At 47.2% G+C, this 15053-nt stretch carries 12 protein-coding genes; 6 read left to right on the forward strand and 6 right to left on the reverse strand.

From position 1 onward, the window contains the following. Positions 1-29 precede the first annotated feature (29 nt). From ACH3Y6_RS05200 to ACH3Y6_RS05220, 5 genes are all read left to right on the forward strand, one after another. Positions 30-494 (forward strand): gliding motility lipoprotein GldH, encoded by a 465-nt coding sequence (locus ACH3Y6_RS05200; protein ID WP_490834524.1) that lies wholly within the window; start codon positions 30-32, stop codon positions 492-494. Next, on the forward strand, positions 491-1471 hold the full coding sequence (locus tag ACH3Y6_RS05205; RefSeq protein WP_490834525.1) for a sensor histidine kinase: 981 nt from the start codon (positions 491-493) through the stop codon (positions 1469-1471). The genes ACH3Y6_RS05200 and ACH3Y6_RS05205 overlap by 4 nt, the downstream gene beginning before the upstream one ends. After that, positions 1468-2172, forward strand: coding sequence for a response regulator transcription factor (locus tag ACH3Y6_RS05210; RefSeq protein ID WP_490834526.1), 705 nt, complete (start codon positions 1468-1470; stop codon positions 2170-2172). Before ACH3Y6_RS05205 ends, ACH3Y6_RS05210 begins: the two co-directional genes overlap by 4 nt. A gap of 75 nt (positions 2173-2247) precedes the next feature. Continuing rightward, positions 2248-3381, forward strand: coding sequence for a formimidoylglutamase (locus tag ACH3Y6_RS05215; protein ID WP_490834527.1), 1134 nt, complete (start codon positions 2248-2250; stop codon positions 3379-3381). 118 nt (positions 3382-3499) lie between these two features. Continuing rightward, positions 3500-4810 carry a D-alanyl-D-alanine carboxypeptidase gene (locus tag ACH3Y6_RS05220; RefSeq protein WP_490834528.1) on the forward strand — a complete coding sequence of 437 codons (1311 nt, stop codon included), beginning with the start codon at positions 3500-3502 and terminating at the stop codon, positions 4808-4810. 22 nt (positions 4811-4832) lie between these two features. Here ACH3Y6_RS05220 and mutL read toward each other — a convergent pair whose 3' ends face one another. Beyond that, the gene (gene mutL, locus ACH3Y6_RS05225) at positions 4833-6692 is read right to left on the reverse strand and encodes a DNA mismatch repair endonuclease MutL (RefSeq protein WP_490834529.1); all 1860 of its coding nucleotides are present in this window, start codon (positions 6690-6692) and stop codon (positions 4833-4835) included. Positions 6693-6812: 120 nt separating this feature from the next. Between mutL and ACH3Y6_RS05230 the strand changes: the two genes are divergently transcribed. Further along, positions 6813-8531: a M3 family oligoendopeptidase gene (locus tag ACH3Y6_RS05230; protein WP_490834530.1), complete on the forward strand. Its 1719-nt coding sequence runs from the start codon at positions 6813-6815 to the stop codon at positions 8529-8531. 106 nt (positions 8532-8637) lie between these two features. On the opposite strand, the gene ACH3Y6_RS05235 is transcribed toward ACH3Y6_RS05230, so the two are convergent. The 5 genes from ACH3Y6_RS05235 to radA all read right to left on the reverse strand — a co-directional run bounded on the left by ACH3Y6_RS05235 (position 8638) and on the right by radA (position 14572). Next, entirely contained in the window at positions 8638-10002 is a 1365-nt protein-coding gene (locus tag ACH3Y6_RS05235) for a PSP1 domain-containing protein (protein WP_490834531.1), read from the reverse strand. 398 nt (positions 10003-10400) lie between these two features. After that, positions 10401-11600, reverse strand: coding sequence for a DNA polymerase III subunit (locus ACH3Y6_RS05240; protein ID WP_490834532.1), 1200 nt, complete (start codon positions 11598-11600; stop codon positions 10401-10403). A gap of 118 nt (positions 11601-11718) precedes the next feature. Next, positions 11719-12252 (reverse strand): glutathione peroxidase, encoded by a 534-nt coding sequence (locus tag ACH3Y6_RS05245; RefSeq protein WP_490834533.1) that lies wholly within the window; start codon positions 12250-12252, stop codon positions 11719-11721. Positions 12253-12385: 133 nt separating this feature from the next. Beyond that, positions 12386-13087 carry a ComF family protein gene (locus ACH3Y6_RS05250; protein WP_490834534.1) on the reverse strand — a complete coding sequence of 234 codons (702 nt, stop codon included), beginning with the start codon at positions 13085-13087 and terminating at the stop codon, positions 12386-12388. Between the two features lie 114 nt (positions 13088-13201). Then, the gene (gene radA, locus ACH3Y6_RS05255) at positions 13202-14572 is read right to left on the reverse strand and encodes a DNA repair protein RadA (protein ID WP_490834535.1); all 1371 of its coding nucleotides are present in this window, start codon (positions 14570-14572) and stop codon (positions 13202-13204) included. Between the last annotated feature and the right edge of the window lie 481 nt (positions 14573-15053).

Below are 15053 nucleotides of genomic sequence, written 5' to 3' on the forward strand. Positions count from 1 at the left end.
GCTTTCCTATCTTTGTAAAAATCACCTGTGTGAAACAAATTCTTTCGTTTTTCCTGTTGACACTGGCTTTCGCCTCCTGCCAGACACTGGATGTATTTGAAAAGACGGCTTTTTTTCCCGATCATGAGTGGGCAGGCAATCATAAGCCTTCTTTTACTTTTTCGATCGAAGATACTTCCGCCGCTTACCATATTTCAGTGGTATTTCGCCATGAAGATGCCTATCATTTCAACAATATCTGGCTAAATGTTACCACGCAGGCTCCCGGTGATACCGCCAAAACACAACTGGTAAATGTTACCCTGGCAAATAATAAAAAAGGCTGGCTGGGAACGGGTATGGGAGATGTGTTCGATCACCGGGCCCGCATAACCCGTATGCCGGTGAAACTGAAAAAAGGAAATTATACTTTCATCCTGCAGCAGCACATGCGCGAAGAACCCCTGCAGTACGTACTGAATGCCGGTATCCGTGTTGAAAAAGTGAAGCCATGAAAACAAAGCTGATGCCGCAGAAACTGGTGGTGGTTTCCCTGGTTTACTGGGTATTGCTTACGTATATGGTGGCAGCCCTGCTCTGGTGGTTCATTGCTCTCGAAAAACAGAACCGCGATATTACCCAGATCCGCATAACGGAACTGATGAAAGATGATCCCGCTTTCGAAACAAAATACGAGACTATTGTAAGGGCCCAAAAACGAAAAACCGCTCAATATATAGGCGAAGGGTCTACTTTTCTTGCCCTGATCCTGCTCGGTGCCGTATTTGTTTACCGGGCCACCAGGCGCCAGCTGAAACTGTCGCAGCAGCAGCAGAATTTCATGATGGCCATTACCCATGAACTGAAAACACCTATTGCGGTAACGCAGCTGAACCTGGAGACCCTGCAGAAAAGGAAACTGGACGAGGAAAAACAACAGAAACTCATCAACAATACCCTGCAGGAGGCTAACCGGTTGAACAGCCTCTGCAATAACATACTCCTGGCTTCGCAACTGGATGCCGGAAACTATTTGCGGGGCGAGGAAGAAGTAAACCTGTCTGACCTGGCCGAAGGTTGTGTGGATGATTTCCGGACCCGTTTCCCGCATAGGCAGATCGAGGAACAGATAGCACCCTCCCTGTACCTGAACGGAGAACCGCTGTTATTGCAGATGCTGGTGAACAACTTGTTGGAGAATGCTTTAAAATATTCACCCAAGGAAAAACCCGTAACCATTAGTTTGGCGGAAGCAAACGATAAGATCGTTCTTACGGTCAGCGATGAAGGACAAGGCATACCCGCCGGCGAAAAGAAGCGGATATTCGAGAAATTTTACCGGGCAGGTGACGAGAACACCCGGAAAGCCAAAGGAACCGGTCTGGGGTTGTATCTTTGCCGTAAGATCGCAGACAACCACAAAGGCTACATTTCTGTGACAGATAATTCTCCTTCGGGCAGTAGTTTTACGGTCACATTCCCTTTAGTATGAAAGAGTCTAAGGCAATCATATTGTTGGTAGAAGATGAAGAGAATCTTCATGAAGCACTCAAGCTCAATCTTGAGATGGAGGGTTATGAAGTGGTGTCGGCTTTTACTGGTAACGAAGCATTGGCAAAGATCGGTAACGAATATTTCGATCTTATCATCATGGATATCATGCTGCCTGAAGTGGATGGTATCAGTATTACCGAATCGGTCCGTATCAACAATAATGAAGTGCCCATCCTGATGCTGAGCGCCAAAAACAGTGGTGCAGACAGGGTACTGGGACTGAAAAAAGGAGCAGACGATTACCTGACCAAACCGTTCAACCTGGAAGAGCTATTGTTGCGGGTAGACAAACTCATCGATAAGAATAAAAAGATCCAGGTAAAGGAGTCGGTGGGTGATGTGTATGAATTTGGTAATAACCGGATCGATTTTAAAGCCCAGGATGCGATCACCTGGAACGGCCAGCAGATCGAACTCAGTAAAAAAGAAGCTATGCTGCTGAAGCTGCTGATAGAGAACAAGGGTGATGTGGTTACCCGCGAAAAGATATTGCAGGTGGTTTGGGGATACAATGTATATCCCACCACCCGTACCATCGATAATTTCATTCTCAGCTTCCGGAAATATTTTGAAGAGGACAGCCGTAATCCCCGGTTCTTTCATTCTGTCCGTGGTGTGGGGTATAAGTATACCGGTTAACCAGTGACCAAGAAATCCATTTTTCCAACAATATTTGACCTTTATCAGCGTTAAATGTTTGCAAACTCTGCTTACATGTCGCTACAAACATTAATCGATTTTCTCGAGCCGGTCAATATCGCACAGATTTCCAACGACGAAGGTTTCAAAGACACACAGTTAGGAAAACACATCACGGTATACGATGAAGTGTTCCCGGATATTTCAGGCGCGGATATGGTACTCGTAGGTTGTGGTGAAATGCGCGGTGCAGGCATGCAGTATACGAACACGGGTTCTCCTGATGCTATCCGTGCAGAATTCTATAAACTGTTTCACTGGCATACCGATGTGTCCGTGGCCGATCTGGGTAATGTAAAATGTGGCGCTACCCTGCAAGACAGCTACGCTGCACTCCGAACCGTGGTGCAGGAACTGGCGGAGCAGGGGAAAAAAGTGATCATTATCGGTGGATCACATGATAATACGCTGGCACAATACCAGGCATATGGTTCGATGAACAGAATTATAGATGCCGTTTGTGTAGACTCGCGAATTGACCTGGACATGGACAGTGTGTTGCCGGCAGATAACTTCCTGGTAGATATGTTCACGGGTGTGCCCAATCACCTGAGGCATTATACCCATATCGGTTTTCAGAGTTATTTTATGCACCCGCAGATGCTGGAGACGATTGATAAACTGGGGTTTGATTGCTATCGGGTGGGCAAGGTAAAAGAGGCTATTGAAGAAATGGAGCCTGCCATCCGCAACAGCGACCTGTTCAGTTTTGATATTGCAGCGATACAATATGCCCATGCACCTGCCAATCACATCACCCCCAATGGGTTTAACGGTGAAGAAGCCTGCACCTTGCTGCAATACGCGGGTATGAGTAAGAGCTGCAGCAGCATCGGTATTTACGGGTATATACCGGGGAAGGACCAGCACCAGCTTACCGCCAAACAGGTATCACATATGTTGTGGTATGTAATGGACGGGATCCAGAAAGGTAAAAATGAAGCATCTCTGGATAACCGCAGCAGTTTTGATGAGTTCACCATCGCATTTGCAGAAGTGGAGATGGATTTCCTGCGCAGCAAAAGAACAGGCAGGTGGTGGATGAAACTGCACGATGGCAAATATGCAGCCTGCAGTTACCAGGATTACCTGGTTGCCAGCCGTAATGATATCCCTGAAAGATGGATGCGTGCGGTGGAAAGAAGTTAGAAAACTACCGTTGATATATACAGTAAAGCCCGAGACGATCGGGCTTTGGTATTTCTTGTGCTGAATGATCCGGTGCAAGCAACAATCCTGTAAATTACAGCTCCCTAATGAACGGTTTATGAAAAGACAACTGAACCCATTCCTTCCGCTATTGGCATTATTGGCATTGGCCTCTTCCTGCAGTCTGCAAAAGCAGATCGCCAGGGAAGCGAAGAAAGATATGCTGGCACAGCCTGATTTCACCCCGGCACATATGGGTATCAGTATTTATGACCCTGCTGCACAGCAGTACCTGTATAATTACCAGTCTGACAAATATTTTGTACCGGCCAGTAACACCAAACTGTTTTCCTGTTATGCCGCTTTGAAATACCTGGGTGATAGCCTGGTGGGTATCCGTTATGTAGACAAAGGTGACGGCATAATAGAAGTAGAAGCGAATGGGGACGCCAGTTTCCTGCATCCTGATTTTAAGAACCAGCCGGTATTCGATTTTCTCAAAAAGCAAAAAAAGATATTGCTGACGGATGATAACTGGAGAGACAATGCCCTTGGCGCCGGTTGGGCCTGGGATGATTATAACAGCGATTATATGGCGGAGAGAAGTATGATGCCCATCTATGGCAATGTGGTACGCTTCACGAATGCAGGTTCACTCAAGGCATCGGTACCGTATTTTCAACAGCAGTTACAGGAAACGGCTGCCACCGGTAAAGGAACTTTTACGGTAAGCAGGTCTTTTGGCAATAACCAGTTTTTTACAAGGCCCGCAACGGGCAAATTCTCGGCAACGGATATCCCCTTTTATACCTCAGACAGGTCATTGCTGCCGCGCTTGCTGGCCGATACCCTGAAAACAGTGGTAGAACCGGTGCATGTTACCATCGATCGTTTACCTGATGTAGTGAAACTGTATTCACAACCCACTGATTCGTTGCTGAAGATCATGATGCATCGCAGCGATAACTTTTTTGCCGAACAAACCCTGTTGATGGTAGGTAACGAAAAGCTGGCCATGATGAATACGGCAAAGATCATCGATACCCTGCTCAAAACAGACCTGAAAGACCTGCCCCAGAAACCCAAATGGGTAGATGGCAGCGGGCTTAGCCGTTATAATCTTTTTACGCCCCAGGATTTTGTATGGCTACTTACTCAAATGAAGAACGAATTTAACTGGGAGCGGATCAAGACCATTTTGCCAACGGGTGGAACCGGAACCCTGGGCGGGCTTTATAAAAATTATGAAGGTCGGATTTTTGCCAAAACAGGAACACTCAGTAACCATGTGGCGCTGAGCGGTTATCTCCTGACTAAAAAAGGCAAACAACTGGTATTCTCGGTACTGGTAAATGCACACCAGACCTCTGCTGCCAATGTGCGTAAGGGGATCGAGAAGTTCCTGACCACGCTGATCGATAAATATTAGCGCGCAGGATTATTCTGAAAGCCTATCTGCCGAACATCCTGTCGAGGTAATCTTCTTTGAATTCCAGGTAAGTAGGACTTCCGGTAGGAGTTACGTTCGGGCTGTTGCAGGTGAAAAGTTCTTCAACCAGTACCAGCATTTCCTTCTGCGTTAAAGCCTGCCCTGCTTTGATGGCCTGTTGCCTGGCCATACAACGCACCAGTTTCTCGCGTTTGCTGAACTTGATATCGCTGCTGAAATGTTTGAACTGTTCTATCAGCAGTTCAATGGCGTGTTTTTCATTGCCAGGCAATACATCGGCAGGGATACCCTGTATCACAAAACTGTTGTTGCCAAAAGGTTCTACCTGGTAACCGATGGCCAGCAGGTCGGGCAGGAGATCAGTGAGCAAAGCAGCATCTGAACCGGCCACTTCCAGGGTCACAGGGAACAGACTTTGCTGTGTGGCCATCTGTTGTCCGTGTGCAGCCAGCCCGTAACGCTCGTAGAGTATCCGTTCATGCGCCAGTTGCTGGTGTACCAGTAAAAAACCGCTGTTGGTAGAAGCAATGATATAGGTGTTATGCAATTGTAACAAAGGGGTGTCGGGCAATACACGTAACCCGGTTTGCGGTTTTGGAGCAGAGGTCTGCAACTGCTGCGGTAAAGCCCGTTCTGTGTTCTGTGTAGTGTTTTCGGAATTGGCAGGGTTGTAAAACTCTTTCCAGTGCTTCAATTCGCTCTTCTCCCGCTGATCGTTCCGTTCAATAAAATGCGCCTGGTTCTTCTGGGTGAAGGTCTTGAACAGGTTGGAGGAGGATGCGGCATCTTTTTTGTCGGTTGTGAAGGGCTTGCTTACCGCGTCAAGTCCCTGTATTTCCGGGTTCAGTGTAAAGTCCAGCGAAGGTGCAATACTGAACTGGGCCAACGCATGTTTCACTGCAGCCTGCACAAATGCATAGATGATCTTTTCATCCTCGAATTTGATCTCCTGTTTGGTGGGATGTACATTGATATCTACCTGCGACGGGTCCAGATCTATATACAGCACATAACTCGGAAAACTGTCTTTGGCGATCATCTCCTCAAAAGCACTGTTCACCGAATGATTCAGGTAAGCGCTTTTGATGAAACGGTTGTTCACAAAGAAATACTGGTCGCCCCTTGTTTTGCGGGCAGTTTCCGGTTTGCCCACAAAACCATAGATATTCATGTAGTCGGTCTCTTCGTTCACACTCACCAGTTTGGCGTTGTAGGAAGAACCGAGTATCTGTACGATGCGTTGTTTTAAACTACCGGCTTCCAGGTGAAATACTTCCTGGCCATTGCTGGTGAGCGAAAAAAAGATGCCCGGGAATGCCATGGCCACGCGGGTGAACTCGTCCACGATATGCCGCATTTCTGCTGCATTGCTTTTCAAAAAGTTCCTGCGGGCGGGTACATTGAAGAAGAGGTTCTTCATGCTGATGCTGGTGCCCGCTGCACAGGCACAGGGTTCCTGTTTCACCACCTGGCTGTTCTCTATCTCAAGATAAGTGCCCAGTTCATCTTCGGCACGCCGTGTTTTCAATTCTACCTGTGCCACTGCCGCCACAGATGCCAGCGCCTCGCCCCTGAAACCCATGGTCTTGATACGGAACAGGTCCTCAATATTCCGGATCTTGCTGGTGGCATGACGCTCAAATGCCATACGGGCATCAGTCTCGCTCATGCCCCGGCCATTATCGATCACTTGTATCAGCGCTTTGCCTGCATCGGTCACGAAAAGGCGAATCTCGGTTGCCCCGGCATCGGCAGCGTTTTCCAGTAATTCCTTAACGGCACTGGCCGGCCGCTGGATCACTTCTCCCGCCGCTATCTGGTTTGCAATATTGTCCGGTAATAACTGTATGATATCCGCCACTACAAATCCTGGTTTGATAAAGGGAGCAAAAATACCACTCTCCTTTAACTTTTGGAAAGTTTTAAAACTTTCTCAAAGTTGGTCCCTTGGCGTAAATTTGCCGTTCTAAACAGCCTGAATATGACATTGAGTGCGGATATCAAGAAACTGGAACGCCATTTTGTTCCTCAAGATTTTGTAGTGACCGATTGGGCCTCCCTGGAGCCTTTTTTCAAAGACCTGTCCGAAAGGAAACTGGATTCCCGGTCCGACCTGGAAAAATGGCTGAAAGACATGAGTGAGATAGAGGCTGTAGTGAGCGAAGACGCCTGCTGGCGCCAGATCAAAATGACCTGCGATACCACCGATAAATCGCTGGAAGAGGCGTTCACCTATTTCTGCATGGAGATACAGCCCAAACTGCAACCCTATGCCGACCTGCTGAACCGGAAACTGGTAAACTGTCCATTCACCCAGGAACTGGACCAGCAGAAATATTTCACCTACCTGCGCAGTGTTAAAAAGAATATCGATCTGTTCCGCGAAGCCAATATACCACTGCAGGCAGAACTGAGTGTAATGCAGCAGCAATATGGCGCCATTGCCGGTAAAATGACGGTGGAAGTGGGCGGACAGGAATATACTCTGCAACAGGCAGCTAAATTCCTGGAAAGCCATGACCGGAATTTACGTGAGGAAGTATACCGTAAGATACAGGAGAGAAGGCTGCAGGATAAGCAGGCCATGCACGACCTGTATACGCAGCTTGTTCACAAAAGGAACGAAGTGGCCAAAAACGCAGGTTTCGCCAATTACCGCGATTATAAATTTGTAGAACTGGGCCGTTTCGACTACACCAAGGAGGACTGTTTCCAATTCCATGAAGCAGTAAAACTGCACGTACTGCCACTGATCGAGAAGATCTACCAGAAGAAAAAGCAGAAACTGCAGCTCAATACCCTGCGCCCATGGGATACAGAAGCGGAACCGGAAGGGGTGGAGCCGCTGAAACCCTTCACCAATGGCAATGATCTCTACGAGAAATCAGTGAACTGTTTTGAGCAGATGAACCCGTTTTTTGCCGATTGTCTGCGTAAGATGAATGAACTGAAACATTTTGACCTCGAAAGCCGCAAGGGCAAAGCTCCGGGTGGATATAACTGTCCTTTGTCTGAAAGTGGTGCACCTTTCATCTTCATGAATGCTGCCGGACAAATGAGCGATGTTACCACCATGGTACACGAAGGAGGACACGCCATACATTCTTTCCTGGCACACGAACTGGAACTGAGTGCGTTCAAAGAATATCCAATGGAAATTGCCGAAGTGGCCAGCATGAGCATGGAACTGTTCAGCATGAATCACTGGGAAGCGTTCTTTGATAACGCCGAAGACCTGAAGCGCGCCAAAGAACACCAGCTTGAAAGGACCATCACTATTTTCCCCTGGATCGCGATCATTGATAAGTTCCAGCATTGGGTATACGAAAATCCCAATCATACCATCGAAGAGAGAACAACGGAGTGGATGAAGATCCTGAATGAATTCTCTACCAACAGCATCGATTACACCGGCCTGGATATGTTCCGCGAAATAGGCTGGCAGCGTCAGTTACACCTGTTCGAAGTGCCTTTCTATTACATCGAATACGGCATTGCCCAGTTAGGCGCCATTGGTATGTGGATGCAGTACCAGCAAAACCCGCAACAGGCTTTGCAGAACTACATCAACGCCCTGAGCCTGGGTGGTACCAAAACCTTACCGGAATTATACAAGGCAGCCGGTCTGAAATTCGACCTGTCCCCCGCTCATATCAAAACACTGATGGAATTCACCGCAACCGAAATGGACAAGCTGTAAGCAACGAAGCCTATAGATAAAGACCTCTTTCCCTCTTTTTCTTCGTTTCTCTCTTATCGCAATACACACATAAAAAAACGCCACCTGTTGGGTGGCGTTTTACTTACTATTCTTTTTCTTTCGGTGGTTCCTGTTTAGGAGTCCCTTGCTGTGGTCTGGGGCCCTGTGGCCTTGGCCCCTGGTTCCTTTGTCCTCCCTGCTGGCCTCCGCGGTTTTGTTGCGGTGCTCTCTGTCCCTGTGGCCTTTGTTCTTTTTGGTTGGGTTGTTTGGGTGCCTGTCCACCACTTGGCTGTTGCCCTCCACGGTTTTGTTGCTGTGGTCTGCCCCCTTGTTTCTGGCCCTGTCCGCCGGCATCTTTTTGTCCTTGTTGTCTGCCTCCCTGGTTCCTTCCGCCCTGTTGCCTTTGTCCCTGCTGGTTACCACGGTTGCCACGCTCCTGGTCTCTTCTGCGGCGGTCGTTTCTTTCCAGTGTTTTTAAACTGATCTGTCCTACCAGGTCAACAAAGGCTGCAGGTTCATTTTCTTCCCTCTGTTTGCTGCTCACAATTTCAATGGCCTGTAATTCATCCACTTTCTGACCCTCACGGTTCAGTCGTTTGATCTCTTTTACGCGTTGTATGGTCAGTGGGTAGTGTTTGGTGTTATTAGGTAACACATACCACATCAGGTTCTTGAAAATATCTTTTTTGATCAGATGTGCAGTACCCATGGCGGTATCCAGGGTTTCTGCATAATCAGGGAACTGCTGCAGCGCATCCAGGTAAGTATCCAGTTCATAGTTCAGGCAGCATTTCAGCCTGCCGCACTGGCCACTCAGTTTGGTCTGATTGATAGAGAGGTTCTGGTAACGGGCTGCGGTGGTATTTACACTCTTGAACTCGTTCAGCCAGGTACTGCAGCACAATTCGCGGCCACAGCTTCCGATACCACCCACTTTGGCGGCTTCCTGGCGGATACCGATCTGGCGCATTTCCACTTTTACCTTAAAATCACTGGCGTATACTTTGATCAGCTCACGAAAATCCACGCGGTCGTCGGCGGTATAAAAGAAAGTGCCCTTCTTGCCATCGGCCTGTATCTCCACTTCGCTCAGTTTCATTTGTACATTCAACTGGCGGGCAATGGCGCGGCTTCGTGCCAGGATCTCTTTTTCCCGGCTTTTACTGATGTGGAAGGTCTCAATATCCCTTTCTGAACTCCGGCGCAGGATCTTTTTCATGTCGGGACTGAACTCGTCAACCCCTTTTTTCTTCATCTGGAGGCGTACCAGTTCACCGGTCAGGCTCACTTCGCCTACGTCGAAACCGCTCACCCCTTCTACGGTTACATAATCGCCTTTCTCAAAATATTGTAATGTGGTGTTGCGGTAGAATTCTTTGCGGCTTCCCTGTTTAAAAGTGACTTCAATGACTTTACAATTGCTTTCGGGGTCGCTGAAGGGAAGGTTTAACAACCAGTCATGCACATTCATCCGGTTACAGCCACCCGTGCTGCAACCTCCGTTGCTTTTGCATCCCCCCGGTTTTCCCCCGTTTTTGGAGGAACTACATGATCCACAGCCCATATTGAACAGATAAGTTGTTAGTTAAAAAAGGAGAGGGACTGATTGGGCGGGCAACAGTACTGCTATGATGCTTCAGTTGTGTCACTCACGTCAGGGTCCGGGGCGTTCATCGGCCACGGCTGGTACAAACGTGATGTTCGCATCTGCCTTCAAAATATATTGATAAGCGTAAAACAGTGCAACGTGTACGATCGGTAACCGGTTTCAGGGTAGCCAAACCTTACACAAACCCACACAAAATCCTTCTCACTGCCTGGGGGGCAAGTACGGTCGGGCATCCGCCCTCCAATACCGGCCTTCCGAAGCTAGTTCATCAAAATTAGGGTTTTGTTCTGAATGATATGGTACAGTTTAATACTGAGGGCCTGGAACAGCATTTTGGCATTGGCATTCCGCTCTATGTAGTAGGCGGCCCGGTCAAGTTCCTCAATAATGGCCTGTTGCTGGCTTACAGAAGCTATTTTGTTCAGTCTTTGGGCAAAATCCTTCTCATGATCACCCAAAAACACCCCATCTGGCCCCAATATCTTGATCCGGATACTCTGTTCGAGCAGGTGGTTAAAGTAGCGGAGGAACTGTTTCTGCTTCTCCCGGCCCAGTTTGGCAGCTTCTTCGGTAAATTTTACCTGTGCCATGGGACCGCCTTTCAAAGTAGCATTCAGCCATTCGCGCAGCAGGCTCTGCCAGTCCTGGTCGGCATGTTGTATCAGCTGCAGGGCTTCCCGGTAGTTACCCTCACAGATCCCGGCTATTTGGCGGGCAGCATCCGGGGCCAGTTTGGCCCTTTCTATGAGTGCCTGCTCTATCTCGCTGTTGTCGGGCATGGGTATCTTCACCAGCTGGCAGCGACTCAATATGGTCGGCAGGATCTGCTCATCGTTCTCAGCCACCAGGATGAATAAGGTATTGGGTGGGGGCTCTTCTATCAGTTTCAGTAATTTATTGCCTTCCTTACCGAGGTATTCCGGCATCCAAAGTACCAGCACTTTGTATTCGCTTTCAAAACTCTTCAGGCTCAGTTGCCGGTTGATCTCGTTGCACTCTTCTGCGGTGATATTGCCCTGTTTGTTCTCGGCGCCAATGAATTGCAACCAGTCGTACACATTGCCGTACGGGTAATTTTTCAGGAACTCCCTCCACTCAGCTATATAATCTGAACTAACGGGTTTGTCGCCCGATTTTTTGGGGATTACCGGGTAGGTAAAATGAAGGTCCGGATGTATCAGCTGTTCTGCACGTTGAAAAGCCGGCTGGTCGGCAATGGCATCCGGATGAATAAAGGAGGGGGTAGGTTCCAGTGCCGTCATGCCACCGAACAGGTCTTCCACTACCGGCGCAGGTTGGGGAAGTGATACGATGTATTGTGCAAATGCCAATGCCAGCGGCAGAGTGCCGCTTCCTTCCTTTCCCAGGAACAGCAAAGCATGGCTCAAACGGTTCTGTTCTACCATTTCGGCCAGGTGTTGTTTGACCGCCTGCTGACCTATCACATCTTTGAATAACATTGCAGATTCGGGATTCTCAGGCGTCAAAAGTAAAGGTTCCTGAAAAGAAAAAGGAGAATGTTTGTTAACAAACATTCTCCTTTTTCAACAACATTTGATCCGCAGATCCATGAATGGATCATTTCAGGTATTTCAGAATTTCTTCGCTGTCGGGTTTTACTTTGCTTTCAAAATAGGCGATCATTTTTCCGTTCTCATCCAGCAGGAATTTGTTAAAGTTCCATTTGATTTCTGCATCCAGCACACCGTTCTGGTTTTTGTGGGTAAGCCACTGGTAGATGGGGGCGGTATCGTCTCCTTTCACGCTTATTTTGCTGGCCAGCGGGAAAGTTACGCCAAAACGGGCTTTGCAGAATTCCTGGATCTCCCCATCACTGCCGGGTTCCTGTCCGCCAAAATTATTGGCCGGGAAACCTACGATCACGAGTTTGTCTTTGTATTGTTCATACACTTTTTCCAAAGCTTCGTACTGGGGGGTATACCCGCATTTCGAAGCTGTGTTCACCACCAGTATCTTTTTACCCTTGAACCTGGAAAAATCAATGGTTCCGCCTTCAATGGATTTCACTTTAAAACTGTGTATGGATGGGCTGCCCGGAAAGGTAAAAGCACTCAGCATAACTGCAATGGTAATGGTCAGATAGTATTTCATGGTTGGTTGTTTTTTGTAAAGAACAGATAAATATAAAAAAGGTTCTGCATTATGGAGAAGTTAAAAATTAAAAGGTAACAGTTGCAAGCGCATGATTGATTTACCATAATCCATTGCTAGTATTAACTTTTAACTAACCAGTATACCCTACTGCCGCCACGCTCAACTGTGTTCCGGGGATTTCCAGTATAGACGATCCGCAGGCTTCCAGGGTTGCCCCGGTGGTGATCACGTCATCCACAAGAAGGATATGTCTGTTGGTCAGTGATTCCGGCTGCGTAACGGCGAATACATTTTCCATATTCTGCCAGCGACTGAGCCGGTTACGGTGGGTCTGTGTTTCGGTAAAGCGAACCCGGGTCACGGCATTGGCAAGAACCGGTTTGTTCCATATCTCCCTGATGCCTTCGCATAATAGGGCTGATTGGTTATAACCACGGATGAATTCTTTTTTGGGATTCAATGGAATTGGTATCAGTACCTCAATTCCTGCAAACCGTTCGGTATTGGCCAGCGCATATCCCAGCATCCTGCCTAAAAAATAGCCTGCTTCCCGGTTATTCTTATATTTTAACTGAACCAGCAGGTGTTGCAGTAATGAAGCTTTGGTGAAATGGTAAACCGCTGCGGCATGATTCACCGGTAATCTTCCATAGAAGGTTTTTTCTACCGGATTGCCTGGTTTGTTAAAGAAACCGGTCGCCGGTAAATGGTGTATGCAGCGGGTACAGAGGAACTGGTTATCAGATATCAGGGTCGAGCCGCAACCCTCACAGTTATGCGGATAAAAAAGGTGCAACAGGGAAGACAGGTATTTGCTGCGAAAACTGGTCATGATGCAAATTTCCTTTGGCATTGTATACGGAAATCAGGTATTTACCGCAATTGAGTGGTAAGTAATAAGTTCTAAGTAATCGGTTGCAGGCTAATGGGGGGATGGGAGTATATGTTAGAAGAGTTGCTGGTATACTTCATCCACCCTGCTGAGGGCTATTACCTGTATTTTATAGGCTTTGGGGTCGAAGCTTTTTTTGTTGTATTTGGATACGATGATCTTTTCAAAACCCAGTTTTTCCGCTTCGGCGATTCTTTGTTCAATGCGGTTTACGGCACGTATCTCGCCGTTGAGGCCCACTTCACCGGCAAAACAGATATGTGCGGGCAGGGATATGTCTTCGTATGAGGAAAGCAGGGCACAGATCACTGCCAGGTCGATGGAAGGATCTTCTACTTTTATGCCACCGGCTATGTTCACAAAGACGTCTTTCATGCCAAACTGGAAGCCTCCTCTTTTCTCCAGTACAGCCAACAATAATTGTAAACGGCGCAGGTCAAAACCGCTAACAGTTCTTTGCGGGGTTCCGTATACGCTTTGTGTTACCAGGGCCTGCACTTCAATCAATAATGGGCGCATGCCCTCCAGTGTTGCTGCAATGGCACTGCCGCTTAACTGTTCTTCTCTTTGAGCGATGAGTATTTCGGAAGGATTGGCAACGATGCGCATGCCGTCTCCCGTCATTTCATAGATGCCTAATTCCGCGGTGCTTCCGAACCGGTTCTTCAGCGTGCGCAGGATGCGGTAAGCATAATGCCGGTCACCTTCAAACTGCAGAACGGTATCTACCATATGCTCCAGTATTTTTGGTCCGGCTATTGCTCCGTCCTTGGTGATATGGCCAATCAGGAAAACAGGTGTATTGGTCTCTTTGGCAAACCGCTGAAATTCCGCTGCGCATTCCCTGATCTGTGAAACACTGCCTGCCGATGAATCGATCAGGTTAGATTGTAAGGTTTGTATCGAATCTACGATCACCAGCTGGGGTTTCAGTTTTCTGATCTCCTGAAAGATAGTCTGGGTGCTGGTTTCCGTAAGTAAATAAAAATGATCATTGTGAATTTTCAAACGGTCTGCACGCATTTTGATCTGCTGTTCACTCTCTTCCCCGCTGATATAGAGAACACGCAATTGATCAATCAGCAGACCGTTCTGCAGGAACAGCGTGCTTTTTCCGATACCGGGTTCACCTGCTACCAATATGATACTTCCAGGAACGATGCCTCCACCCAGTACGCGGTTCAGTTCCGTATCTTTTGTAGCGATCCTTTTTTCAGTAGTACTTATGACATCCTGTAAAGCAACTGTTTTGCTATTCCTTTTTTCACTGCTGTAGTTGTTCCAGTTCTCTTCCTTGTTGGTTCCTTTATCTAGAATTTCTTCCGTGAATGTGTTCCATTGTGAGCAACCCGGGCACTTACCAATCCATTTCGCACTTTCGTATCCGCAGTTGCTACAGAAAAATGCTGTTTTTATTTTACTCATGTGATAAAGATAAACTGAGTTGCGAATGTGTTAATACTTGGGAGACAAAACAGTGAAAGAAACGGATCGGTAACAGATACTAAATCGTAAAAACAAACGTTGATGGTCAGTAAAACTGAATTTTTTAAAGCAGTATTTCAGGAATGTAAAAGGGCCAACATTGCTGTTGACCCCGTTACTTACTAACCCATTAAATTCTTCCACTAAATTACAATAATGGGGCAGAATCCAAAATTATTTTTTGCCCCATCCTGCAAAATTCCCTTCTCCGAAAACCTGACAGCCTAATTAATTTATTAAAGTAAATAATTTTTAATTTGCTGTTTATCAATATATTAGAAAGAATCTCTTGTCGACTCCTCTTTTTTTCTTTTCCTATCTGTTCAGTAATAAAGTGATTATGAATTGCTTAAATATTGACCGGAATTATATAAAAATATATTTAATATGTTAATGAAGTGATAAGCTATTTGACCACCCA

Source organism: Sediminibacterium sp. FW305-C-269 (assembly GCF_058231045.1).

Coding starts and splice junctions, on each gene's coding strand:
- ACH3Y6_RS05205 (WP_490834525.1), top strand. CDS start 491: ATGAAAACAAAGCTGATGCCGCAGAAACTGGTGGTGGTTTCCCTGGTT.
- ACH3Y6_RS05210 (WP_490834526.1), top strand. CDS start 1,468: ATGAAAGAGTCTAAGGCAATCATATTGTTGGTAGAAGATGAAGAGAAT.
- ACH3Y6_RS05215 (WP_490834527.1), top strand. CDS start 2,248: ATGTCGCTACAAACATTAATCGATTTTCTCGAGCCGGTCAATATCGCA.
- ACH3Y6_RS05220 (WP_490834528.1), top strand. CDS start 3,500: ATGAAAAGACAACTGAACCCATTCCTTCCGCTATTGGCATTATTGGCA.
- ACH3Y6_RS05230 (WP_490834530.1), top strand. CDS start 6,813: ATGACATTGAGTGCGGATATCAAGAAACTGGAACGCCATTTTGTTCCT.
- ACH3Y6_RS05235 (WP_490834531.1), bottom strand. CDS start 10,002: ATGAATGTGCATGACTGGTTGTTAAACCTTCCCTTCAGCGACCCCGAA.
- ACH3Y6_RS05240 (WP_490834532.1), bottom strand. CDS start 11,600: ATGTTATTCAAAGATGTGATAGGTCAGCAGGCGGTCAAACAACACCTG.
- ACH3Y6_RS05245 (WP_490834533.1), bottom strand. CDS start 12,252: ATGAAATACTATCTGACCATTACCATTGCAGTTATGCTGAGTGCTTTT.
- ACH3Y6_RS05250 (WP_490834534.1), bottom strand. CDS start 13,087: ATGACCAGTTTTCGCAGCAAATACCTGTCTTCCCTGTTGCACCTTTTT.
- radA (WP_490834535.1), bottom strand. CDS start 14,572: ATGAGTAAAATAAAAACAGCATTTTTCTGTAGCAACTGCGGATACGAA.